Annotated in this window: 22 protein-coding genes; 9 read left to right on the top strand and 13 right to left on the bottom strand. The window is 58.9% G+C overall.

Annotation, left to right across the window (positions count from 1 at the left end; all coding sequences use genetic code 11):
- The 4 genes from ACR3ES_RS04970 to ACR3ES_RS04955 all read right to left on the bottom strand — a co-directional run bounded on the left by ACR3ES_RS04970 (window position 1) and on the right by ACR3ES_RS04955 (window position 5,840).
- Complete coding sequence (locus tag ACR3ES_RS04970; RefSeq protein WP_170428016.1) at window positions 1-192, bottom strand: YgaP family membrane protein; 192 nt, start codon at window positions 190-192, stop codon at window positions 1-3.
- 158 nt (window positions 193-350) lie between these two features.
- Window positions 351-1,892 (bottom strand): murein biosynthesis integral membrane protein MurJ, encoded by a 1,542-nt coding sequence (gene murJ, locus ACR3ES_RS04965; protein WP_170428019.1) that lies wholly within the window; start codon window positions 1,890-1,892, stop codon window positions 351-353.
- On the bottom strand, window positions 1,889-4,708 hold the full coding sequence (locus ACR3ES_RS04960) for a [protein-PII] uridylyltransferase (RefSeq protein ID WP_170428022.1): 2,820 nt from the start codon (window positions 4,706-4,708) through the stop codon (window positions 1,889-1,891). The genes murJ and ACR3ES_RS04960 overlap by 4 nt, the downstream gene beginning before the upstream one ends.
- Window positions 4,668-5,840, bottom strand: coding sequence for a penicillin-binding protein activator (locus ACR3ES_RS04955; protein ID WP_170428025.1), 1,173 nt, complete (start codon window positions 5,838-5,840; stop codon window positions 4,668-4,670). The genes ACR3ES_RS04960 and ACR3ES_RS04955 overlap by 41 nt, the downstream gene beginning before the upstream one ends.
- An 88-nt stretch (window positions 5,841-5,928) precedes the next feature.
- Here ACR3ES_RS04955 and rsmI point away from each other — a divergent pair, with 88 nt between their 5' ends.
- The 3 genes from rsmI to gshB all read left to right on the top strand — a co-directional run bounded on the left by rsmI (window position 5,929) and on the right by gshB (window position 8,153).
- Window positions 5,929-6,786: a 16S rRNA (cytidine(1402)-2'-O)-methyltransferase gene (gene rsmI, locus ACR3ES_RS04950; RefSeq protein ID WP_170428028.1), complete on the top strand. Its 858-nt coding sequence runs from the start codon at window positions 5,929-5,931 to the stop codon at window positions 6,784-6,786.
- Between the two features lies 1 nt (window position 6,787).
- On the top strand, window positions 6,788-7,159 hold the full coding sequence (locus ACR3ES_RS04945; RefSeq protein WP_170428031.1) for a YraN family protein: 372 nt from the start codon (window positions 6,788-6,790) through the stop codon (window positions 7,157-7,159).
- 61 nt (window positions 7,160-7,220) lie between these two features.
- Window positions 7,221-8,153, top strand: a complete 933-nt coding sequence (gene gshB, locus ACR3ES_RS04940; RefSeq protein ID WP_170428034.1) for a glutathione synthase — start codon at window positions 7,221-7,223, stop codon at window positions 8,151-8,153.
- Here gshB and ACR3ES_RS04935 read toward each other — a convergent pair.
- Genes ACR3ES_RS04935 through cobU form a run of 4 tightly spaced genes read right to left on the bottom strand, consistent with a single transcriptional unit; the run spans window position 8,150 to window position 11,751 of the window.
- Window positions 8,150-9,664 carry a YifB family Mg chelatase-like AAA ATPase gene (locus ACR3ES_RS04935; RefSeq protein ID WP_170428037.1) on the bottom strand — a complete coding sequence of 505 codons (1,515 nt, stop codon included), beginning with the start codon at window positions 9,662-9,664 and terminating at the stop codon, window positions 8,150-8,152. The two genes, gshB and ACR3ES_RS04935, sit on opposite strands and share 4 nt — an antisense overlap.
- Before the next feature lie 47 nt (window positions 9,665-9,711).
- The gene (locus ACR3ES_RS04930) at window positions 9,712-10,596 is read right to left on the bottom strand and encodes a glutathione S-transferase (protein ID WP_170428040.1); all 885 of its coding nucleotides are present in this window, start codon (window positions 10,594-10,596) and stop codon (window positions 9,712-9,714) included.
- A gap of 58 nt (window positions 10,597-10,654) precedes the next feature.
- On the bottom strand, window positions 10,655-11,233 hold the full coding sequence (locus ACR3ES_RS04925; protein WP_480424944.1) for a histidine phosphatase family protein: 579 nt from the start codon (window positions 11,231-11,233) through the stop codon (window positions 10,655-10,657).
- Entirely contained in the window at window positions 11,230-11,751 is a 522-nt protein-coding gene (cobU, locus tag ACR3ES_RS04920) for a bifunctional adenosylcobinamide kinase/adenosylcobinamide-phosphate guanylyltransferase (RefSeq protein WP_170428048.1), read from the bottom strand. Before cobU ends, ACR3ES_RS04925 begins: the two co-directional genes overlap by 4 nt.
- A gap of 101 nt (window positions 11,752-11,852) precedes the next feature.
- On the opposite strand from cobU, the gene ACR3ES_RS04915 reads away from it, so the two are divergent.
- The 6 genes from ACR3ES_RS04915 (at window position 11,853) to ACR3ES_RS04890 (ending at window position 18,439) form a co-directional block, all read left to right on the top strand.
- Window positions 11,853-12,731, top strand: coding sequence for an RNA polymerase factor sigma-32 (locus tag ACR3ES_RS04915; protein WP_170428052.1), 879 nt, complete (start codon window positions 11,853-11,855; stop codon window positions 12,729-12,731).
- Window positions 12,728-13,552, top strand: a complete 825-nt coding sequence (locus tag ACR3ES_RS04910) for a ChaN family lipoprotein (protein ID WP_170428055.1) — start codon at window positions 12,728-12,730, stop codon at window positions 13,550-13,552. Before ACR3ES_RS04915 ends, ACR3ES_RS04910 begins: the two co-directional genes overlap by 4 nt.
- Before the next feature lie 63 nt (window positions 13,553-13,615).
- A complete protein-coding gene (gene coaBC / locus ACR3ES_RS04905; RefSeq protein ID WP_170428058.1) occupies window positions 13,616-14,812 on the top strand; it encodes a bifunctional phosphopantothenoylcysteine decarboxylase/phosphopantothenate--cysteine ligase CoaBC in 1,197 nt (398 codons plus the stop codon).
- 31 nt (window positions 14,813-14,843) lie between these two features.
- Window positions 14,844-15,299, top strand: a complete 456-nt coding sequence (gene dut, locus ACR3ES_RS04900) for a dUTP diphosphatase (RefSeq protein WP_170429645.1) — start codon at window positions 14,844-14,846, stop codon at window positions 15,297-15,299.
- The gene (locus tag ACR3ES_RS04895; protein WP_170428061.1) at window positions 15,299-16,348 is read left to right on the top strand and encodes a molybdopterin-synthase adenylyltransferase MoeB; all 1,050 of its coding nucleotides are present in this window, start codon (window positions 15,299-15,301) and stop codon (window positions 16,346-16,348) included. Before dut ends, ACR3ES_RS04895 begins: the two co-directional genes overlap by 1 nt.
- Window positions 16,349-16,423: 75 nt before the next feature.
- On the top strand, window positions 16,424-18,439 hold the full coding sequence (locus tag ACR3ES_RS04890; RefSeq protein WP_170428063.1) for a M3 family metallopeptidase: 2,016 nt from the start codon (window positions 16,424-16,426) through the stop codon (window positions 18,437-18,439).
- Window positions 18,440-18,451: 12 nt separating this feature from the next.
- Here the strand turns inward: ACR3ES_RS04890 and ACR3ES_RS04885 are convergent, their stop codons facing one another.
- The 5 genes from ACR3ES_RS04885 to mreC are packed head-to-tail and all read right to left on the bottom strand — an operon-like array spanning window position 18,452 to window position 23,910.
- Window positions 18,452-19,384 (bottom strand): 2-hydroxyacid dehydrogenase, encoded by a 933-nt coding sequence (locus ACR3ES_RS04885; protein WP_170428066.1) that lies wholly within the window; start codon window positions 19,382-19,384, stop codon window positions 18,452-18,454.
- A gap of 12 nt (window positions 19,385-19,396) precedes the next feature.
- The gene (gene rodA / locus ACR3ES_RS04880; RefSeq protein ID WP_170428069.1) at window positions 19,397-20,536 is read right to left on the bottom strand and encodes a rod shape-determining protein RodA; all 1,140 of its coding nucleotides are present in this window, start codon (window positions 20,534-20,536) and stop codon (window positions 19,397-19,399) included.
- On the bottom strand, window positions 20,533-22,482 hold the full coding sequence (gene mrdA, locus ACR3ES_RS04875) for a penicillin-binding protein 2 (RefSeq protein ID WP_170428072.1): 1,950 nt from the start codon (window positions 22,480-22,482) through the stop codon (window positions 20,533-20,535). The genes rodA and mrdA overlap by 4 nt, the downstream gene beginning before the upstream one ends.
- Window positions 22,479-23,015 carry a rod shape-determining protein MreD gene (locus ACR3ES_RS04870; protein WP_480424942.1) on the bottom strand — a complete coding sequence of 179 codons (537 nt, stop codon included), beginning with the start codon at window positions 23,013-23,015 and terminating at the stop codon, window positions 22,479-22,481. The genes mrdA and ACR3ES_RS04870 overlap by 4 nt, the downstream gene beginning before the upstream one ends.
- Window positions 23,008-23,910 (bottom strand): rod shape-determining protein MreC, encoded by a 903-nt coding sequence (mreC, locus tag ACR3ES_RS04865; protein WP_170428078.1) that lies wholly within the window; start codon window positions 23,908-23,910, stop codon window positions 23,008-23,010. Before mreC ends, ACR3ES_RS04870 begins: the two co-directional genes overlap by 8 nt.
- Window positions 23,911-23,937 lie beyond the last annotated feature (27 nt).

Genomic DNA, 23,937 nt, shown 5'->3' with positions numbered 1-23,937 from the left:
TCAGCATTTTCCGGGGCAGGTGTCAAAACCCAGCAATTTGTAGATCGGGCAATACCCGACCAGACCGGTCAACAGGGGGATCAAACCGACCAGACCCCACATGGTCTGAGGACCCACCACAGTTAAGGACAGCAGGATCAGGCCCAGAACCACCCGGGCCACGCGGTCGAGAGTGCCTTCGTTTCGTGTCATCACGAATCTCCTAACAGGTTTGTTTTGAGCAGAGATTGACGCGTTTTGGCGGACGGGTCGGTGACAATATCACTCTTTTGTCGAGTCAAGCAGTTGCGGGCTGAGGCATTCCCGTCCCGGGCGGAGCAGAACGGCACCAGCAGAGCAATCAAGCTTGCTCATGAGCGACGAAGTGCGCGTCTGAATTCGGACACCTCGAAGGCTCCGAAGACGTGACCTAGAAAGAAATAGGTTGCCGCCGCAACCTTGATCAGGATGATGAGTGCCAAATAGCGCCAGCCAGCGACCTCGAAGGCCCAGCCGAAGATGTGAATCGCAGCAAACAGAACCACACCCATCCCCAGCGAGGCCGCAACGATCCGCCAGGCCCGGCGTTTGAACCGGTCGTCAAAACGGGCCTCCTCCCCCATACGTCGCCCGCCGATGGCGAGCAGTGCAACCATCACCCAGCCTGCCGCGGAAGCCGCAATCGCTGGCGCGATCCAACCCAGAACGGGATAAAGGCCAAACGCAAGCCCGGCATTCACGGCCATGGCAACCAGTGCATAGTGGAAAGGTGACCGGGTATTCTCGCGGGCAAAAAACAGAGGCTGCAAGAGTTTTTGCAGCATAAACGCCGGCAGACCGACGCCATACACAGCGACAGCAAGCGCCGTGGCGGTTGTATCTTGGGCACTGAACTGCCCCCGTTCGAACAGGACCGAAACCAGCGGGTTGGGGATGATGATAAAGGCAATAGTAGACGGGATTGTCAGCAGGAGCGTGAACTCACCAGCGCGAGAAAAGGCGTTGCGTGCACCTTCCTTGTCGTCCGCGCGCAAACGCCGCGACAAGTCAGGCAGCAGCACAATTCCGACGGCGATCCCAACGACGCCCAGAGGTAACTGATACAGTCGATCTGCCGCAAACAGCCAGCTGACGGCTTTCTCGGTCTTTGATGCGACCAATTGTCCGACGACGAGATTAACCTGCGTGACGCCCATGGCCAGGGCGGCAGGGATCGCGATCCGCACCATGTTGCGCATTTCCGGGCTTAGCCTTGGTTTGCCGGGGCGTATGCGGATACCGGCCCGTTCGGTTGCAACCCAGACCAATGCCAATTGGGCGACGCCTGCAATCGGAATGACGGTGATCAGCCACCAGATCACCTCACCCCCGGATATGGCCCCGAGTATCAAGGCCGAGCAGGCAAAGATGTTGAGTAGTACCGGGGCTGCAGCGGCTGCGGCAAAGCGCCCGGTGGCGTTGAGAACGCCGGAAAACAGCGCTGCGAGCGACATGAACAGGATGTAGGGGAACACGACATAGCCATAGTCGACGGCCAGATCAAAGCGTTGATCGCCATAAAACCCTTCGGCCGTAAGCCAGACGAGGCCGGGCATGAATACCATTGCCAGACCGACCAGAGCCAGCACAGCGGCCGCCAGCAAGTTGAATGCATCCTGTGCAAAGCCTTTGGCGTCTTCGTCAGCCTCCAGCCGTTTCGAGAACATTGGGACAAACGCGGCGTTAAAGGCGCCCTCGGCAAAAAAGCGGCGGAACATGTTGGGGAGGCGAAAGGCTGCGACAAACGCGTCCATGACCGGGCCCGGCCCAATATAGGCGGTCAGCAGGATTTCCCGCAAAAAGCCAAGAATGCGGCTGGTAAGGGTCCAGAACCCAACCGTGAACAGGCCCGAAAACAGTCGGATCTGTTTCATGACGCAGCGCGCTCCGCGCCTTCGGTGATCGCTGTCCGCAGCTTGGTTTCAAGACCGCGCTGTTTGCTCTCGGAATGGTATTTCAGACCAAACATGTCCTTGACGTAGAAGGTGTCGACAACCTGCTCGCCATAGGTCGCAATTACGGCATTGGCGATGTAGACGTTTGCTGCCGCCAGCGTTCGGGTCAGATCATACAGCAAGCCGGGACGGTCGCGGGTATCCACCTCGATGATCGTGTAAATCTCTGAGCCGTCATTATCGAAGGTGATATGGGTCGGCACGTTGAACGCGCGTTCGCGTTTCTTGATCTTGTCGCGGGACCGGAGCGCGTCGCGCGCCACAACTTCGCCCTTAAGTGTTTTGTGGATCATCTGCGTCAGGCGCGGCAGTCGAGAGGCTTCGAACGGATGGCCTTCGGTATCCTGAATCCAGAACGCGTCCGTGACATAGCCATCCTTGGTCGTATAGCTGCGCGCATCCACGACGTTTGCACCGACAAGCGCCAAGGCCCCGGCGATCCGCGCGAAAATGCCGGGGTGATCACCCATGGCAAAACAGGCGCGCGTGGCATCCCGGTCGACGTCCGGGTGCAGCCGGATTTCCATCTCGCCGGGATCGCCGCTGTTATCAAGCATCCGCAGCATTTCGGCGAACTCAATATGGGTCGACAGGTTCAAACCCTGCCAGTAAGGGGCGTAATGGCGGCCGGTCTCGGCCTTAAGATCGCCTTTGGACCAGCTGTCCAGAGCCGCCCGCAATGCTTTCTTGGCTTCTGCGCCGCGGTTGGCGCGGTTCAGGTCTTCCATACCGGTTTCCAGCGCCCGCTTTGTTTCCGCATGCAGCGCACGCAGCAGGGTGGCTTTCCAGTTGTTCCAGGTGGTGGGACCCACACCGCGAATATCGCAAACCGTCAGTACTGTCAGCAAGTCCAGCCGCTTGACGGTCTGCACTGCCTTGGCAAAATCACGGACGGTTCTGGGGTCTGAAATGTCGCGTTTCTGCGCCATGTCAGACATCAGCAGATGGTACCGAACAAGCCATTCGACGGTTTCCGAGTCTGATTTGTTCAACCCCAGTCTCGGCGCGACTTTGCGGGCGATCTGCGCACCAAGGATCGAGTGATCCTCTGGCCGACCCTTGGCGATGTCGTGCAAAAGCAAAGCGACATACAGCACTTTGCGATTCACCCCGCCCTTCAGGATCGACGACGCCAGCGGCAACGCTTCGATCAATTCTCCGCGCTCGATCTGGGCCAGGTTGACGATGCATTGGATCGTGTGCTCGTCCACCGTATAGCTGTGATACATATTGAACTGCATCATCGCCACAATGGGTTCGAATTCAGGTAAGAAGGCCGATAGGACCCCCAGTTCGTTCATCCGGCGCAAGGCGCGTTCCGGGTTGCCATGTTTCAGCATCAGATCAAGGAAGATACGCTGAGCTTCCTTGTCATTGCGCATCTCGTCGTCGATCAGGTTCAGGTTTGCCGTCACCAGACGCATCGCATCCGGATGGATCAGCATTCCCGTGCGCAGACCCTCCTCGAACAGTCGCAACAGGTTGAGCTTGTCTTCAAGAAACGTGGTGGGATCTGCCACGTCAAGTCGGCCGTGCACCACCCTGTAGCCCGGCTTGGCCTTTGGTTTGCGACGGAAGATACGCTCCAGCAATGGAGCGCCTTTCATATGTGACGCTTCCAGCTTGGTCAGGAAAATTCGGGTCAGTTCACCGACACGCGTAGCTTCGCGGAAATAACGCTGCATGAACACTTCGACCGCGCGGCGCCCGGCACGATCCTTGTACCCCATGCGGGCCGCAACCTCGACCTGCATGTCGAATGTCAGCTGTTCGGTCGCGCGCCCAGTCACCAGATGCAGGTGAGAGCGTACCGCCCACAAAAAATCCTCGGCCTCGACAAAGGTCTGGAACTCTTCAGGAGTAAACAGACCCAGTGGAACCAGTTCTGCAACATCCTGAACGCCGTAGATATATTTGGGGATCCAATACAGTGACTGCAGATCGCGCAGGCCCCCTTTGCCTTCTTTAACGTTGGGTTCGACCATATAGCGCTCACCCTGTTTGTGGTGACGCTCATCGCGTTCTTGCAGTTTGGCTTCGATGAATTCGCGCTCACTGCCTTTGAAAAGGTCGGTGTGGAGGCGTCGGTCCAGCTCATCTGCCAACCCTTGGTCGCCCGCGAGGTAACGTTGTTCCAGCATTGCTGTGCGGATCGTGAAATCGTCTGCCCCCAGTCTCAGGCAATCTTTGATCGTACGCGACGAATGGCCGACCTTCAGGCGCAGATCCCAAAGGATGTAGAGCATCGATTCAATCACGCTCTCGGCCCAAGCAGTTATCTTGTAGGGGGTCAGAAACAGCAGATCCACGTCCGACGAAGGTGCCATCTCACCCCGTCCGTATCCGCCAACGGCCAGTATCGCCATCTTCTCCCCCTGCGTGGGTGTTGAAAGTGGGTGAAGCCGCTGACTTGCAACTTGCATGGCGGTGTAGACCAGTTGATCCGTGAGGTAGGTGTAGGAATGGGTCACCGGGCGGGCATCAAAAGGACGGTCCGCAAACGCATCCGCTATCGCCTTTCGCCCCGCCTTTTGCGCATCTCGCAAGATGCGCACCGTTTCGGCACGCATTGATGTATTGTCTGTGCTCTTGTCGAATATCTCCGACAGCTGAGCGTTGACCCCGGCGCTGTCGAAAATGTCTTCGGCTGGGCAGATCAAAGCGCCGGTGGGCGGCGCGACCTGACTGGGCCGATCAGAAACCGGCGCCAGAGAAGCTTTGTGGGGCAGGGTCAATCACAACCACCTGTTTGTTCTGGATCGTGGCAACGGCCAGACCGCGTTCATTGGTACCGTTCGGGCGCAGGCGGAAAATACCGCCGACACCCTGGAAACCGGCGTTTTGTGTCAGCGCCGCAGTGGTCAGAGCATCCGATTTTCCCTGGCTGACCAGCGCTCCGATAGCCGCAATCCCGTCATAGGCCAAGCCGCTGATCGGATGCGGAGCCTCTCCGTACGTTGCGTTGTATCTCTGACGATAAGCCTGCGCTTTGGACGGATCGGGCAGGGCGAACCAGCCGCCCTGAACGCCCGGCAGTTCCAGCGTTTGTGGTGGAATATCCCAACGCGTCAGGCCGATGAACTGCGTGGTTGTCGTGGAGACGCCTGCCTCGGGTAACAATTGGGTATAAAGCGGCAGCGCTCCGGCGGTGGTCGCGGTCAGGAAAATCGAATCCGCACCTGTCGAGTCCACCGTAGCTTTGATAGTCGGAACAGAGTTGATCACGCCTTGTTGCGAGCGTTCGTATCCAACGGACCCGGCATTGTTGACCCGGCTGCTGCCCAGTGCATTGGCGATTGCTGTCTGACCCAGTTGTCCTGCTGCGTCGTTGCTGTGCACAATGACCATGCCGGTTTTACCTTGCCCGCGCGCATAATTGACCAACCGGTTTGCGGTGTTCTGGAAGGTCGGGCCAAGAACGAAGACGTTTCCGCCGGCGATGCTCGGGTTGTTTGAAAAGGATAGGACGTTGACGCCATTGTTGAGAACCGCAAGGCCCGCCGCGTTGGCGGCCTGAGCGTAAACAGGGCCGATGATAATCTTGGCTCCGTCCGAAGCGGCCTGCTGCGCTACAGTCGAAGCGGTGCCCGCATTGCCAGCCGTATCGTAAACCCGCAGGTCGATCTGCACGTTCTGCAGGTCTGACATCGCAAGTCGGGCCGCGTTCTCAAGGCTTTGCGCCAGTGCCGCGTCACCGGCCTGTCCCGATCCGCGCGGAACCAGCAGCGCGACAGGAACAGGATCGGATGTGTTGATCGACGGCCCGCCACCGATGGCGCCGGGTTCGCAGGCGGCTAGAAGTGCCGCAGTTGCCAGAGCAGCGGCGGCTTTCGCCAGCTTGCTTACGGGCTTGCAAACGGTAAACATCTAAATGAAAACTCCCTGATCCGGCGGCAGAGTATGCTGCTGTTCTATCGAGCCGCGATAATAGACGTCACGCTGTGAGGGTCCAGCTTTGAATTTCCAAAAGACCAGATTGGCTGCGGGCCTGTACTTTGTTGCCACTCCGATCGGAACTGCGCGCGACATCACGCTGAGGGCGCTGGATGTGCTGGCCTCAGCCGACGTGATTGCAGCTGAAGATACGCGCAGCCTGCGACGTTTGATGGAGATTCACGGTGTTCCGTTGGAAGGGCGACGCATTCAGGCCTATCACGACCACAGTGGTGCCGGCACCCGCAGCAAGATCATCGAGGCGCTGGATCAAGGCAAGTCCGTTGCCTATGCGTCCGAGGCTGGAATGCCTTTGATTGCCGACCCCGGCTATGATCTGGGCCGTTTGGCTGCCGAATCCGGGCATCTCGTGACCTGTGCACCCGGCCCGTCGGCAGCGTTGGTTGCGTTGACGCTGGCGGGGTTGCCGACGGATGCGTTCTTTTTCGCCGGGTTCCTGCCCAACGCTTCAGGCGCCCGCCGCAAGCGGATCGAAGCGCTGCGCACAATTCCGGGAACGCTGGTGTTTTACGAATCTCCCAAACGGGTCGCGAACAGCTTGGGTGATCTAGCGGATGTTCTGGGCTCGGACCGGCAGGCCGCTTTGTGCCGAGAACTGACCAAGAAATTCGAGGAAGTACGACGCGGCAGCCTTGGTGAACTCGCCTACGCATATCGTGAAAAACCAGTGAAAGGTGAAGTCGTTCTGCTTGTGGATCGCAGTCATTCGCAATCCGTTAACGAATCTGACGTAGAAGATGCTTTGAAAAAAGCTTTGGAAACACATTCGGTTCGGGATGCTGCTGATCTGGTGGCGGAAATGTACAGCTTGCCGAGACGTCCGATTTATCAAACGGCTCTAAAACTGGGAAAGGGATGATATGGCCTCGCGGTCTATTGCCGGTTCGGTGTCCTTTCATGCAGGACAGGCCGCAGAATTGCAGGTCGCGGCGGATTACGAACGGCGCGGGTTTCGCGTCATGCATCACCGCTGGCGCGGGGTCGGTGGCGAAATCGATCTGATTGCGCGCCATGACAATGGGCTAGTGTTTGTTGAGGTCAAGAAGAGCGCCAGTTTTGACTTGGCTGCAGCGCGGATCAGCCGCAAACAGACAGAGCGTATTCTGGCCTCTGCTGCGCAATATCTTGAAAATGAACCGGATGGTCAGCTGACGAATGTCCGCTTTGATGCCGCTCTTGTGGACGGGTCGGGTGCCGTTCAAATTATCGAAAATGCCTTTGGACAATTCTGACGCCCATTGATCCCCTCGACCGGCTGGGCCATGTATCTGGCGTAAAGTTGAGGGACACGCCATGAAAATCGCCTTTCAAATGGACCCGATCGGGGCCGTAGCTATCAACGCCGACAGCTCTTTCCGTCTGGCGGAAGAGGCGCAGAAGCGTGGGCATCACCTGTTTTTCTACGAACCGGACCATCTGGCCTATCAAGAGGGTCGGGTTACCGCACGAGGACACGACATGCAGGTCCAACGGGTTGCGGATGAACCGGCACTGCTCGGACCCGTGCGCGAGGTGGATCTTTCGGATTTCGATGTCATCTGGCTGCGTCAGGACCCCCCGTTTGACATGCACTACATCACATCCACGCATTTGCTGGACCGCCTCAGGGGCAAAACGCTGGTGGTGAATGATCCGTTCTGGGTGCGAAATTATCCTGAGAAGCTGCTTGTCCTCGACTTTCCGGACCTGACGCCGCCGACAACAATTGCCAGGGATCTGCAGACGATCAAGGCGTTCAAGGACAAACACGGCGATATCATCCTAAAACCCCTCTACGGCAATGGTGGAGCAGGTGTCTTTAGGTTGGATGCTGACGACCGCAACCTGACCTCGTTGCACGAGCTGTTCACCGGGTTTTCACGCGAACCGCTTATTGCACAGAAGTTTTTGCCCGATGTTCGAAACGGCGACAAACGCGTTATTTTAGTTGATGGCGAAGCAATTGGAGCCATCAACCGCATCCCGGCCGAAGGTGAGACACGATCCAATATGCACGTGGGCGGGCGACCGGAAAAAATCGGCCTTTCGGAGAGGGATATGCAAATCTGCGAGGCTATCGGGCCGCTTCTTAAGGAAAAGGGTCAGGTGTTCGTCGGGATTGACGTCATTGGGGACTATCTGACGGAAATCAACGTGACCTCTCCGACAGGCATCCAGGAGCTTGAACGGTTCAACAGCCTCAACGTGGCCGAAAAAATCTGGCAAGCCATTGAATCCAAGCTTTAGGCCAGAACCCTGGCGCTGATGCGAAAACTCAGCGCTTCGGCCACGTGCGGTTTGCGGACGTTTGGCGCGCCTTCCAGGTCTGCAATTGTGCGAGCCACACGCAGGATGCGGTAAAAAGCGCGCGCCGATAATCCGAATCGATCTGCTGCTTTCAATAGCAGCTCTTTGCCTTCCGCGTCTGGCGCCGCGATCTCCTCAAGCAGTTCTCCTTCGGCATCCGCATTCTGGCGGATTGAGGGGGTTTCGCAGTATCTTTTGGCCTGAACGGCGCGAGCCTCTGCGACACGAGTCGCAACCACCGCCGTACTGTCGCCCGAGGGTGGCAAGTCGAGATCGGTAAAACCCACCGGCGGGACCTCGATCCGCAGGTCGAATCGATCCATCAGCGGCCCCGAAATCCGGCCCAAGTAATCATCGCCACACCCCGGTGCGCGCGCGCATGCCCGGGACGGATCGGTCAGGTATCCACATTTGCAAGGGTTGGCTGCCGCGACCAGCATGAAACGACAAGGGTATTTTATGTGCGCATTTGCGCGGGCCACCATGACCTCGCCGGTTTCGATCGGTTGGCGCAGGGTTTCCAGAACGGTCCGCGGGAACTCGGGGAACTCGTCCATGAACAGAACGCCGTTATGCGCCAAAGAAATCTCACCGGGTTTGGCCCCTTTGCCACCTCCGACAATTGCCGCCATCGACGCCGTGTGGTGTGGCTCGCGAAAGGGCCGCGCGCGGCTGATGCCGCCTTCGTCCAGCAATCCGCACAAAGACTGGATCATCGAAGTTTCAAGGGCCTCGACGGGAGTCAAAGGGGGTAAGATACCCGGCAGACGTGCCGCCAGCATGGATTTTCCAGATCCCGGCGTGCCGATCATGATCAGATGGTGTCGTCCGGCGGCCGCAATCTCCAGCGCGCGTTTTGCGCGTTCCTGACCTTTGACATCGCGCAGATCGCGGCTGCTTTGCGTCAGGTTCACTTCGCCCGGCAGGGCTGCGGCCAAAGGGCTCTGACCAGAGAAATGGCGTACAACGTCACCCAATGTGTCCGCTCCGATTACCTGGGTCGCGTCCACCCAAGCGGCCTCTGCACTCGATCCGCGCGGGCACAGCAACGACCGGTCTTCGGACGCAGCCGTCATGGCGGCAGGCAAGGCACCGACGACGGGCACCAGCGAGCCATCCAGAGAAAGTTCTCCCAGAGCAACGGTGCTTTCTGCAGCGTCCGAAGGAATGATCTCCAACGCCGACAATAAGGCGACGGCGATGGGGAGATCGAAATGGCTGCCTTCCTTCGGCAGGTCAGCTGGCGACAGGTTGATCGTAATCCGTTTGGACGGCAATGCGATGGTCATGGCGCTCAGGGCGCTTCGCACGCGATCGCGGGCTTCGGAGACCGCTTTGTCCGGTAACCCTACAATCGAAAATGCAGGCAAGCCCGGGGTGACAGCGCACTGCACCTCGACCGGGCGGGCGTCAACGCCTTGAAAGGCAACGGTGTGGGCACGGGCAACCATGGCATTCCTGTTGTTGGTTAACAGGACGTTGCTGCCATGGTTGCGGTTTAGGATTGGTTAACGGCGCTGATCATGGCTGTGAATTTGGGCCACGCTTCTGGGTCTGCCACCGTCTTGTCACGGCAAAACGAATTGCAAAACCCCCAACACTTTCCGTCGAGTTCCAGAAAATCGCTCACAGGGTCGCCGGAATACGGGCATTCTGCATTCACCGATGGCCCGTGTTCGACAGCTGTGGCGTCCGATGTGTCTCCGATTGGCCATGGACCAAAAGGCAGGTTCTGCGGATAGGGAAACGGCTCGTACTGCAAGGTCATCGCCATCGCGCGCCATTGCCGGACGGACAGCTCCGACAGCAATTGCAGGCAATAGGCGCGATTTGCCTCGGAAACAGGCAGGCCATACCCGATAATCCGCGCCGCGACGGGGGTGTAGAAAACGTCTGCCAGAGAATAGGTGCCAAAGAGGGGACCCGACGCTGCACCCGAGACATGCCGGGCATGTGCCCATAGCGTTTCAATCCGACCAAGGTCAGCCCGCGTTTCTGCCGAAGGTGCAAACCCCTCCCAAAACTGCAGTAACTGCATTGGACACTCTGCGCGCAGCGCGGTAAAACCGGCCACCATTTCGGCGCAAAGCCAGCGCGCGGTCGCTCTGGCGGCTGCATCCTGCGGCCACAATCCGGCCTCGGGGTGGCGTTCGGCCAAGGTTTCCGCCATGGCGAGGCTTTCGCCGACAACCGTGCCATCCGGCAATCGCAATGCCGGCACAAGCCGGGCCGGGGCCAATGGCGCCATGTCCTTGGCCATGGTGCCGGAATAGAGGCCAATCATATGGCTGCGATAAGGCAGGCCGAATTTTTCCAGCATCAGCCAGCCACGCAGGGACCAGCTGGAAAACAAGCGGTCACCGATATACAGGTCATAAGTCATTTCTGAACGATGACGTGGGTTTGTGTTTCGGTAAAACAGTGATTTGTGCGCTGCGTGATCACGGACGGTGATTGATTTTTCCGACTGACCACCGGCCCGCTTCATAAACAACCTCGGTGACCGAGAGATTATCGATCCGGTGTGAAAAAGCCTGTTGTGCATCCAGGTTCAGCGCGCGCTGAACCTGAGTCAGGATAACCCCAAAGTGGGCGACGATGACGAGGCTGGCACCTTGGTGATCCGACATCAGTGTGTCGATTGCGGCATCCACGCGCGCGCGCACTTCGTTCCAGCTTTCTCCTTGGGGTGGGCGCACATCGCCGGGAGTGTCCCAATAGGCAAAGGCAAGCTCAGGGTCTTCGGCTTCGATCTCGGCGAAGCGCCGCAACTCCCAGCTTCCAAAATTGATTTCGCGCAGCGCGGGATGGTGCGGCAACCGGTGACGCGCGCCCTGTATCGCATACGCTGTGTCAATCGCACGTGACAAATCCGATGACACAAGGATCGCATCGGATGGGATATGGTTCTGCAGCCGCTCAATCGCCGCACGGTCGCTCAGGTCCGCCGGCAAATCGGACCAGCCGACCATGGTTTTGGCATGGGTCGGACCGTGTCGGATCAGATGCAGCCGGGTCACTGCAATTTGCCTTTCAGAACCAAAGGCAGCCCGGCAACGACCTGTACGACCAGGTCGGCCTGGGCTGCCAGTGCGATATTCAATCGCCCTTGAGCCTCACGAAAGCGCCGGGCCAGAGCATTGTCGGGAACGATCCCGTGGCCCACTTCGTTTGATACAATGACGATTTCGGCCGGGCAGGTTCGCAAAGCGGTGAGCAACGCAGTCTGAGCGTCCTCCAAATTGCTGTCTGCCATCATATGATTGCTCAGCCACATTGTGGCGCAGTCGATCAGACATATATGATCTTTGGTCAGACCGGACAGAACCGGGGTCAGCTCCAGCGGTGCCTCGACGGTTTCCCAATCAGGTCCGCGTTGGAACACGTGGCGCTCAATTTTTGTGCGCATTTCATCATCAAAAACTTGTGAAGTGGCGAGGTAAACGCGTGTTTTTTCAGTTGAAACAACCCGTTGTTCGGCAAAAGCCGATTTTCCCGACGCGGCTCCTCCCAAAACAAAGGTTAAACTGGGATTCAATATCCTTACCTTTCTGGTGATCCACCCGGCTTTGTTCTGCGTATCGACCCTAGGTCGGCAAGGCAAGCCCGGCCTGAGCGTGCGAAAAAGGGGAGAGTTTCATGGCACTTGACAACGCGTCCGATTTTTCGATGTCCCGGCAAGCGATGAAAGCCGAGCTTTTGGACGCAGAGACCGAATTGAAACTGGCCTACGCCTGGCGCGATGAACGGGATGAGAAGGCTCTTCATCGTCTTATTACGGCGTATATGCGTCTGGCGATTTCCATGGCCGCCAAATTCAAACGCTATGGCGCGCCGATGAATGACTTAATCCAGGAGGCTGGATTGGGTCTAATGAAGGCTGCGGATAAGTTCGATCCGGATCGCGGCGTGCGGTTTTCGACCTATGCAGTCTGGTGGATCAAGGCGAGCATTCAGGACTACGTAATGCGCAACTGGTCGATGGTCCGCACCGGGTCCACATCGTCTCAGAAATCGCTCTTCTTCAACATGCGCCGCGTACAGGCCAGATTGGAACGAGAAGCCGCCACCGAAGGTCTGGAATTGGACCGCCATCAACTCCATCAGTTGATTGCCACGGAAATTGGTGTGCCGCTGCGCGATGTCGAAATGATGGAGGGCCGGCTTTCCGGGTCTGATTTTTCCCTGAATGCCGTCCAGTCTGCTGACGAGGATGGTCGCGAATGGATCGATGCGCTGGAAGATGATCGCGAACAGGCGGCCGAAACCGTGGAACACTCCCACGACACGGAGCAACTGCGCGAATGGTTGCTGACCGCGATGCGCGCCCTGAATGATCGCGAAAGGTTTATCGTGCGGGAACGAAAGCTGCGCGAGCCTGCGAGAACCCTTGAAAGCCTGGGGGATGAACTGGGACTGTCCAAGGAACGTGTGCGTCAGCTTGAGGCTGCGGCCTTTGTGAAAATGCGCAAGAACCTTGAAGGTCAATCGCGCGAGGTGCAACACTTCATCGCATGACAAAACTTGCGATTCTGGTGTGTTCACTCACGACTACGCTCGCTCTGGCGAGACCGGGGTGGAGCAATGATATTATTCCCGAGGACGTGATTGCGTCGATGCAATCCGCGGATGTAGTGCTTCTCGGGGAAATCCATGACAATCCGCGCCACCATGTGGTTCAAACCGACGCGGTGGCGGCAATCGATCCGTCGGCCATGGTTTGGGAGATGGTGACGGAAGAAGGCGCTCAACGTCTTGCCCAAAAGGCTGTTTCTAACCCAGAAGAGCTTTCTGCGATACTGCGATGGGCTGAATCGGGCTGGCCGCCGCTCAGCATGTACTACCCTGTGTTTCAAGCGTCTGATGCGCCGGTTTATGGGGCAATGGTGCCGCGTACAGCGGCACGCGCTGCAATGGAGCGTGGTGCGGCCACCGCTCTGGGGGCTGATGCGGCACGTTTTGGGCTGACGGTACCTTTGCCACCCGCCGAACAGGCCGAACGCGAGGCCGATCAGCTGGCGGCGCATTGTGACGCAATCCCGGCCGAGTCGCTGCCGCAGTTGGTTGCTATTCAACGCCTTCGGGATGCGGTTTTGGCCCGGTCGGTATTACGAGCTGTCGATGAAACGGGGGGTCCGGTCGTTGTTATCACTGGCAACGGCCATGCGCGCAAAGACCGCGGTGTTCCGACGTTCCTGTCGCGCCTGCGCCCGGGACTGAAAGTGTTTGCGCTGGGCCAATCCGAGGACGGTATCGTGCATGGAGAGTTTGATGCGGTGATCGACAGCCCGACGATTGAGCGCGAAGACCCTTGCAAAGCCTTTGAGACACAGAATTAATCGCTGGAACTACCCGGTTGCGTTGCCTAATGTCAGGACCGACCGGGACCGGAAAGGCTGAACATGCTGGCATCCAAACGCATTCTGCTGATCATTGGCGGTGGGATCGCGGCTTATAAGTCGCTGGATTTGATCCGGCGGCTCCAGGAACGCGGGGCCGACGTGACACCGGTTCTGACCCGCGCCGCCGAAGAGTTTTTAACGCCCTTGTCCGTATCTGCCTTGGCAGGAGAAAAAGTGTATCGGGACCTGTTCAACCTGACGGATGAGGCCGGGATGGGGCATATTCAATTGTCCAGATCCGCCGATCTGATTGTGGTTGCCCCGGCCACTGCTGACATGATGGGCAAGATGGCCAGCGGTCTGGCAAATGATCTCGCCTCGACCCTTCTGATGGCCACGGATACAGCGGTTTTGTGCGCACCTGCCATGAATGTACGCATGTGGGACCATCCCGCCACCCGGCGCAACCTTGCCCAGTTGCAGGCAGACGGGGTGCGGTTTGTGGGACCCAACGAAGGGGATATGGCCTGCGGAGAATATGGACCGGGCCGGATGTCGGAACCGTTGGAAATTGTCGCTGCCATCGAGACGCACTTGGCGGATGGTCCCCTGAGTGGGAAGCGCATTCTTGTCACGTCTGGGCCGACGCATGAACCGATCGATCCCGTGCGCTATATTGCGAACCGCTCCTCCGGGGCGCAGGGCGCTGCCGTGGCCCGCGCCCTGTCTGCGCTGGGCGCCGAGGTGGTCTTTGTCACCGGCCCGGCCGATGTGTCCCCGCCGGATGGTGTTCAGATCGTTCGCGTTGAAACGGCGCAGCAAATGTCAGATGCGGTGGAGGCTGCTTTGCCAGCTGACGCCGCTGTTTTTGCCGCTGCCGTGGCGGATTGGCGCGTGGCTTCGGCCTCAGACCGCAAACTGAAGAAGAGCCAGGATGGATTACCCGTTTTGGAATTTGCCGAGAACCCGGACATTCTTAAAAACATATCGCATCTTGGACAGGGGCGGCCCGAACTCGTCGTAGGATTTGCGGCGGAGACGGATGATGTGATTGAAAACGCGACCGCCAAACGGGATCGCAAGGGCTGTGACTGGATCGTGGCGAATGATGTCAGCCCGTCGACAGGAATCATGGGCGGGTCGGAGAATGCGGTCGTTCTGATTTCGGATGAGGGGGTCGAGGAATGGCCGCGCATGACCAAGGACATGGTCGCAGACCGCCTGGCGCAAAAGATTGCTGCGGCATTGACCGGCTGAACCGGTGAGCCATAGGACAGGGGATATGGCGATGGTTGCCATCCGTGTGATCCGCGAAGCCGGGGCCGATGCCTCGGTCGCTTTGCCAAGATACGAAACCGCCGAAGCGGCGGGTGCGGATGTGCGCGCCAACCTGCCAGATGGAAAACCGATTGCTCTTGAGCCGGGTCAGCGGGTGTTGGTCCCGACGGGTTTGCGGATTGAAATCCCTCCGGGGTACGAGGTTCAGGTCCGGCCTCGTTCAGGTTTGGCCTTGAAACACGGGATTACGTTGCCGAACACACCGGGCACCATCGACAGCGACTATCGCGGACCGCTGGGCGTGATACTGATGAACGCAGGGCAGGAACGGTTCGAGATAGCTCACGGCGAACGCATTGCACAACTTGTCGTCGCGCCGGTTGTACAGGCGGTGTTTGAACCGGTCGATGCACTCGGCGCAACTGAACGCGGGGAAGGTGGATTTGGCTCCACCGGGCAGGGCTGATGCTGCTCGTACTGATCCTTGCCGCAGGCCTGTGGGGGATCGGGTATCTCGCAGGTGTCACGCGCATGGCTCGCATGGTCTCGGTCGGGGTTCTCTTGCTGGGAGTGCTCACGGCACAGCTGATCCTGCCGGCAGGTCATCCGTTGCGTGAGGCAACGGGTGGGTCTGCGGCGTTGTGGCTGATTCTGGCCGGTTTCGCGACGCTGGTTTTGCTGTATGGCAGAGTGCTGAAAGCACTGCGCAGCCGTGCCCAACCAGTCTCAGATCAGGAGCGCCGCATGCCGTCCGACCGATTCAGCGCAACCGAACTGGAGAGATATGCTCGCCACATAGTACTGCGCGAATTGGGGGGTCCCGGGCAAAAAAGGCTCAAGCAGGCGCGTGTGCTCGTGATTGGTGCCGGGGGGCTTGGCGCGCCCGCTTTGCAGTACCTGGCCGCCGCCGGCGTTGGCACGATCGGCGTCATAGATGACGACGTGGTCGAAAACGCCAACCTGCAACGTCAGGTAATCCACCGCGATGCCGATATCGGCATGCCAAAGGTCTTTTCTGCCCAGCAGGCGATGGAGGCGCAAAACCCCAATGTCGTTGTCTTGCCGTATCATCGTCGTCTCAACGAGGACATTGCGGCTGATCTGATCGGAGATTTTGATCTGATCCTGGACGGCACCGACAATTTCGACACCCGCTATCTCGCCAATCGAACCGCCGTTGCCCTTGGCAAGCCGCTGATTTCCGGTGCTCTGTCGCAATGGGAAGGACAGGTGAGCGTCTTTGATCCCGCCAACGGCGCCCCCTGTTATCAGTGCATCTTTCCCGAAGCCCCCGCCGCCGGGCTGGCACCGTCCTGCGCTGAGGCTGGGGTGATCGGGCCTTTGCCAGGCGTGGTTGGTTCGATGATGGCCGTTGAGGCGATCAAAGTGATCTCGGGCGCGGGCGTGGCTCTGCGCGGCGAGATGTTGATTTACGACGCGCTTTATGGCGAAAGCCGCAAAATCACCCTGTCGCGCCGCGCCGACTGTCCGGTCTGCGGCAGCATCGCGGATTAACCTTTCGGCAAATCGGCGGGTCGCTCTGGATCGTTCGCGCAAGCCTGCCTAGCTATAGGGTTAAAGGAGACCTGTATGACCAACCCGCTTCTGTCCAACTGGAACACACCATTTGAAATCGCACCTTTCGGTGAGATATCGGACGATGATTTTGCACCTGCTTTGGATCAGGCGATGCAGGCCCACAACATTCAGATCGACGCAATTGCCTCGAACCCCGAGCCCGCGAATTTTGCCAATACGATTGAAGCGCTAGAGGCCGCAGGCGAACAAATGGATAAGGTTCTGTCGGTCTTTTTCACTGTTGCTGGGGCGGACAGCAATTCGAAACGAGAGGAACTGCAGCGCGCATTCTCACCCAAACTGTCGGCGCATTATTCGGCGATATCCTCGAACAAGGCGCTGTTCCAGCGCGTGGCTGACTTGTGGGAACAGCGTGATGATCTGGACCTCAGCGAAGAACAGGCCCGTGTCCTGATGCTGACGCATCAGGGATTCGTACGCGCGGGCGCAGCCTTGCAAGGTGACGCCGATGACAGGATGCAAGAGATCAAGTCGCGGCTTGCGTCACTGGGAACGGCCTTTACGCAGAACCTGCTGGCCGATGAACGCGATTGGTTCATGGATCTGACAGAAGAGGATCTGCAAAGTCTGCCGGATTTTGTCACGGATGCTGCACGCGCAGCGGGTCGGGAAAAAGGCGCGGAGGGGCCGGTTGTCACGTTATCGCGGTCCCTGATCGTTCCGTTCCTGCAGTTTTCGCCAAGACGCGATTTGCGGGAAAAGGCCTATCGGGCCTGGGCAGCGCGCGGCGCAAACGGCGGGGCGACAGACAATCGGGACATCGCAGCCGAAATCCTGACGCTACGCGAGGAGCGGGCCAAACTGTTGGGATATGACAGCTTTGCAGATTTCAAGCTTGAAACCGAAATGGCGCAGACACCTGATCGCGTGCGCGAGCTGTTGATGAAGGTTTGGGAACCCGCAAAATCACGCGCAGTTGCTGACGCCGAAACCCTCACGCAGATGATGCAGGCAGATGGTATCAACGGCCCTCTCGAGGCTTGGGATTGGCGCTACTACGCCGAGAAACGGCGCAAGGCCGAACATGATCTCGATGAGGCGACGCTGAAGCCGTATCTGCAACTGGACCGTATGATCGAGGCCAGCTTTGCCTGTGCGACCCGCCTGTTCGGGTTGGAGTTTGCACCGTTGGGCATCCCCCTCTACCACCCCGATTGCCGCGCGTGGGAGGTGACACGGAACGGGCGGCATGTTGCTGTGTTCATCGGAGACTACTTTGCGCGTGGGTCCAAACGGTCTGGGGCGTGGTGCAGTGCAATGCGCGCGCAGGCCAAGTTCCCGCGGGAACAGGCGCCGGTTGTTATCAATGTCTGCAACTTTGCCAAAGGCGATCCGGCCTTGCTGTCTTATGACGACGCGCGCACCCTGTTCCATGAATTCGGCCACGCACTGCACCAGATGCTGTCCAATGTGACTTATGAGAGCATATCGGGCACCAGCGTTGCGCGGGATTTCGTCGAACTCCCCAGCCAGCTTTATGAACACTGGTTGGAGGTTCCCGAGGTTCTGGCCGAATACGCGACCCATGCTGACACCGGGGAACCCATGCCACAAGACATGCTCGACAAGGTTCTGAAAGCCGCCAATTTCGATCAGGGTTTCCAGACGGTCGAATATGTGGCGTCGGCCTTGGTCGATCTGGCTTTTCATGACGGGGATGCGCCGGAGGATCCGATGGAGAAGCAAGCCGACATCTTGTCCGAGATCGGAATGCCCCGCGCGATTGGGATGCGCCACGCAACGCCGCATTTTGCGCATGTGTTTGCGGGCGACGGGTACAGTTCCGGGTATTATAGCTACATGTGGTCTGAGGTCATGGATGCTGATGCCTTTGCCGCCTTTGAAGAGGCGGGAGGCGCATTTGATCCCGAGCGTGCCAAAGCGTTGGAGGACAATATCTTGTCCACCGGCGGATCAAGGGAGGCGGAAGACCTCTACCTTGCGTTTAGAGGTCGTTTGCCGGGCGTTGAAGCTTTGCTCAAGGGGCGCGGACTGATTGGCGTCTGAACGCAGAGGCGATCAATAGCCCAGGTGACGATCAACCAGATGCAGGAACGGCTCGCCCGCCTCGCCGCGCCGGATGTTCTCGCAGATGACCTGTGCGGCTGTAACCGGACGGGTTTCCGAGGCGATATGCGGTGTCACAGTCACGTTGGGATGAGCCCAGTAAGGGTCCTTGGCCGGCAAGGGCTCTGTTCTAAACACATCCAGCGTGGCGTGGCCGATCTGCCCAGAATTCAGTGCCTCTAGCAGTGCCTCGTCGTCGATCAACGGCCCCCGGCCCGGATTGACGATCCGGGCGCCCGGCGGCAGCGCTGCAAGTGTTTCGACGTTCAATGTGTTTTCGGTTGCGGGCGTGTCGGGCAGAAGCAGGACGACGATTTCTGCGCTGGACAACGCAACGCGCAGGCCGTCGCTGCCATACAGACAGGTGACGCGGGGAATATCTTTGGGGGTGCGGCTCCACCCGGTGACCTGAAAATTCAATGCGGCTAAGGCTTTTGCAGCGGCTTGGCCCAATGTTCCCAACCCCAGCACGCAAACCCGGCGCTGCGTGGCAAGGGGCGGGGCGTCTGGCGTCCAGACACCATCCTGCTGTGTGATGTGTTTGTCCATCTCAAGATGATACCGCAACACATGCCCAACGACCCATTCGGTCATGCCCTGCGTCAGCCCGTGATCCACCATCCGTGCCAGCGGGACGGTCAGGGTGGTGTTGTCCGCAATGCTTTCTACCCCGGCCCACAAACTTAAAACGGCCTTGAGGCGGGTGTATGGTGTGAAGTCCAGCAACCCGCCGTTTGGGGTGTAGACAACGTAATCCACCTGATCCGGTTGAAACTCAGTTCCTAGCGAAAAATCCAGCCCGGCATCGCTTAAGCCCTGCGACAACAACGGCTGATACACTGGCCACAACTCAGGGCGCGCGGAAAACAGAACATTCACGGGCATGTGGGGTTCCAATCAACGGGGGCGGTGGATATGGGCGCTTTGAACGATACCGAACGCGGCCATCAAAACCAGCATGGCCGACCCGCCATAACTGACCATTGGCAACGGCACACCGACGACCGGCGCCAGCCCCATCACCATCGACATGTTGACGGCAAAGAACAGAAAGAAGTTCAATGAAATGCCGAGCGTGACCAAGGAGGAAAACCTGTCCTTGGTGGCTAGCGCCGTAACCAGGCAGAAGATTATGATCAATGTGTACAGCACCAGCAGAGTGATGCCGCCGACAAAGCCGAACTCTTCGGCCAGGGTGGTAAAAATGAAATCGGTGTGTTTCTCGGGCAGGAAGTTCAACCGGGATTGTGTGCCTTGCATGAACCCGCGCCCGTTCCAACCTCCGGACCCCAACGCAATCTTGGATTGGGTGATGTGATAGCCCGCGCCCAACGGATCGGTGGAGGGATCGAGGAACGTGTCGATACGTCTGAACTGATAGTCCTTGAGCAGCTGCCACTCTGTACCCCGGCTGTTGAAAACCGTTGCGACCAACCCAACCGCCGCCGCAATGACGGCGGCGAAGTATGCCCAGTGGACGCCTGCCAGAAACATCAACCCGCCACCAGCCGCCAGCAAAAGGATCGAGGTGCCAAGATCGGGTTGGCGCAGAACCATGTAGGTTGGGATTAGAATGAGGATGACCGGAATGATCACCCACAGTGGCCGGGACGTTTTGTGTGACGGCAGCCAATCGTAGTAGGCCGCCAGCAGCATCACCAATGTCACCTTCATAAGTTCAGACGGTTGCAGGCGCATGAAACCAAGATCGATCCAGCGCTGTGCGCCCATGCCTACGGATCCGAACAGCTCAACCACAACCAACAAGCCGATAGAGCCCAGATAGGCCACAACCGACATGTTTCGCCAAAACCAGATCGGCACCAGCGCCACGATAAACATGACGATAAGGCCCAGCCCGAACCGTTCTGCCTGCGGTTCTGCCCAGGGGAACCATGAACCGCCTGCAACAGAATACAGCATCAGGAACCCGGCACTGGCCGTGCTGATCAGCAGCAGCGTCAGCGGCCAGTTCATATACAGAAACTTGCGAAACCCCGACGGTGTGGATTTGACGGCGTATTCAAGATAGCTCATGCGCGATCTTTCTCATCGGGACGCGCTTTGGGGCGGCGATCGCCCTCGAGCCTCTTTTGCTGTTCCTTGATGCGGTCGCGGTCGGCAACCGGATAGGCCTCGAGCGGCGGGGTGCCTTTGTAGAGCGCTTGCAGCATGATGTCCCGTGCGACCGGTGCCGCCGCCTTCGATCCGCCGCCGCCATGTTCCACCACCACCGCAATCGCATATTTGGGATTGTCATAGGGTGCAAAGCTGACGAACAGGGCGTGATCGCGCCGTTCCCATGGCAGGTCTTCGTTGCGGATCACACCAGCGGCCCGTTCGGCCTTGGTAATGTTGCGAACTTGGCTTGTGCCGGTCTTGCCCGCCATGCGGAAATCTTCGGCGATTATCCGGCTGCGATAGGCCGTCCCGCGCCGGTCGTTCGACACGGCCCACATCGCCTCGCGGATGTATTGGAGATTGGTGGGACTGATCGTCAGCGGGTCGCCTGCGCCAGAGGGTTGTTCGACCCCGTTGATGGACCGCACCAAGCGGGGCGAGACGGCACGGCCGGTGGCGATCCGTGCGGTCATCACCGCCAACTGCATCGGCGAGGCAAGCATGAAGCCCTGTCCGATAGATGCGTTGGCGGTATCGCCGATCAGCCATTCCTCACCATGCACGCGCCGTTTCCAGTCCTGATTGGGGGCCAGCCCGGCGCGAACGGCAGACATCGGAATGTCATGCTTGATCCCCAGACCAAGGGTGTTGGACATCTCGGATATTTTGTCGATCCCGACCTTAATCGCGACGTCATAATAGTACACATCGCAGCTGCGTTTTAGGGACGTGTTGAGATCCACCATTCCATGACCACCCCGCTTCCAGCAGTGGAAGCGACGGCTGCCGACTTTCAAGTGACCGGGGCAATAGACTGTATTGCCGGGACCGATGACACCGGCCTCAAGCGCGGCCAGTGCCGTGACCATCTTAAAGGTTGAACCCGGCGGGTAGGTGCCCTGGACGGTTTTGTTGGCCAGCGGGCGGTACTTGTCCTGCGTCAGAAACTGGTAGTCTGCGACTGAGATACCGCGCACGAACAGGTTGGGGTCGAAACTTGGGGCCGACGCCATCGCGCGCAGATCGCCGGTTTCGCAGTCCATCACAACCGCGGCGGCACTTTCGCCAGCTAACCGGGCCTGTGCATATTGCTGCAAGTCGGCATCGATGGACAGTTGCAGATCTGACCCGGCCTCGCCCTCCTGCCGGTCCAGTTCACGCATGACCCGGCCCGTGGCGCTGACCTCGACCCGTTTAGCTCCGGCCCTGCCCCGCAGGGCGGCTTCCTGCTTGGCTTCCAGCCCGACTTTTCCAATCTGGAAGCGCGGGATACGCAAGACCGGTTCGGGATCCTGAATCTGGCTGAGATCGTAGTCGCTGACCGGTCCCACATAACCGACGATATGGGCAAAATCCTCATAGCGCGGGTATTGCCGTGTCAGCCCCACCTCGGGCGTTACGCCGGGCAGGGCGGGCGCGTTTACGGCAACCTTTGAGATATCTTCCCATGTCACTTGATCGGCCAGAGTAACTGGCAGGAACGGGGCCGAGCGGCGCATTTCCGTGCGGGCGCGTTCAATCTCATCTTCGGTCAGCGGGATCAGCTTGGAAAGCTTGTCGATCACCTTGTCGATGTCGCCTGCGTCTTCGCGCACAATCACGATGCGATAAGAAGGCGAGTTCTGGCCGATGATCTGTCCGTTCCGGTCATAGATCCGGCCCCGTGTGGGGGGGATCAACCTGATGTTGATGCGGTTCTCCTCCGCCAGCAGGCGATACTGATCCGCCTGCTCGACCTGCATGAACCGCATCCGCGCGGCCAGTCCGCCGATGAACGCCGCCTGCAGCCCACCCAACACCAGCGCCCGGCGTGGCAGGCGCTTGTAGGCCAATCCCTGTGATTTTGACTTGCGCTGCGTCATGCCCGTGCCCCCGTTGTGCTGGCATTCGCGGCAGATACACGGCGCACCCCAAACACAGTCTGGCTGAGCACAACAATGATCGGGTAGATCCCAATTGTCAGCACCATTTGAATCACAACAGGCCCCAGCGCGGTTTGTTCGACCGAGAGAACAGACAGGACAACCCTGTTCGCCAGAAAGATCACTGTAACGACCGCCGCAACAGAGGTCCACTCACCGACAAAGCCAGCGTCCCGCATACTTGGCGCGGAGGAGCGCAGATAGACCGATCCCAGCAAAACCAGCGTCGCCAACAGCCCCGGAGGCCGTTGTAATAACAGGTCAGCCATCAGCATGACCGCAGCGATGATCAGCGGTGGAACATATTCGGGCCGTCGGACGACCCACGCAAAAGTCAGCGCGATCAGAAGATCGGGAAAGGGCCATCGATCCGGTTGCGTGTTCAACGGTAACAGGTGGAGAAACAACACCAGAAAGGCCAGAAAGACATAAAGGCCGCGCATGGCCCAGGTATGGGAAGGAGGTTTACCCATCGCCCGGCTCCTCCGCTGACAAAGCGGCCTCGGGGCGCGGCGGACCCACAATCCCGCCGGGATCCCGTATCGACGGTGCGGAATTGAACCGCAAGACGCGCAGAAATTCCAGCCGCTCAAAATCCGCAGAGAGACGCACGCGCAGCCTACCTCCGGGGTCCACCGAAATCTGACCGATCAAAAGGCCGGCGGGGAACACGCCGCCATCGCCGGATGTAATCACCCGGTCGCCGGGTCGAACAAGTTCGCGGTTTTCCAGAAACTCCACGGCAGGGGCCGGGGTATTGTCGCCAGCGATCAATGCCGTTTGACCAGAGGGCTGAATGGTGGCTGGAATGGCGCTGGATGCGTCCGTCATCAGAATAACCCGCGCCGTATCCGGACCGACACCCGAGATACGACCAACCAGTCCGATGCCATCCATTGTGGCCCATCCGTCGACGATCCCGTCACGCTCTCCCACATTTAGAAGCACCGATTGCCGGAACGGTGACCCGCTGTCAGCCATAACAACGCCGGTGATATAGGTCAGGCGGGGATCAAGACGCACGTTGTTCAGGTCCAGCAGTCGCGCGTTTTCCTGTTCGAGTTGCAAGGCGGCTTCCTTCCAGGCCCGCATCAGGCGCAATTCGCTACGCAGTTCCTGGTTTTGCTCGCTCAACCGTTGATAACTCTGAAAGTCGCGGACGAGGTTGACCATGGCGGTCACGGGCACCATTGCCCATTCCATCGAGGGGACCACAGTGTCCACGACCTGAGCGCGGAACCGTTCCACGCGGGGGCTGTCGATACGCCAGACCAGAAAGATGCCCAACAGGCACAACACGAGTATTCCCAACAGCAAACGGCGCAGGGGGGTTGTGTAGTCATCACTCTGTGATCGGTCTTTTGCCACAGGACTCCTTCCCGTGCTGCTCGCGCC

Source organism: Ruegeria sp. B1 (genome assembly GCF_056535885.1).
Note: the sequence above shows the minus strand (reverse complement) of the source record. Positions and strands in the feature narration are given on the sequence as shown.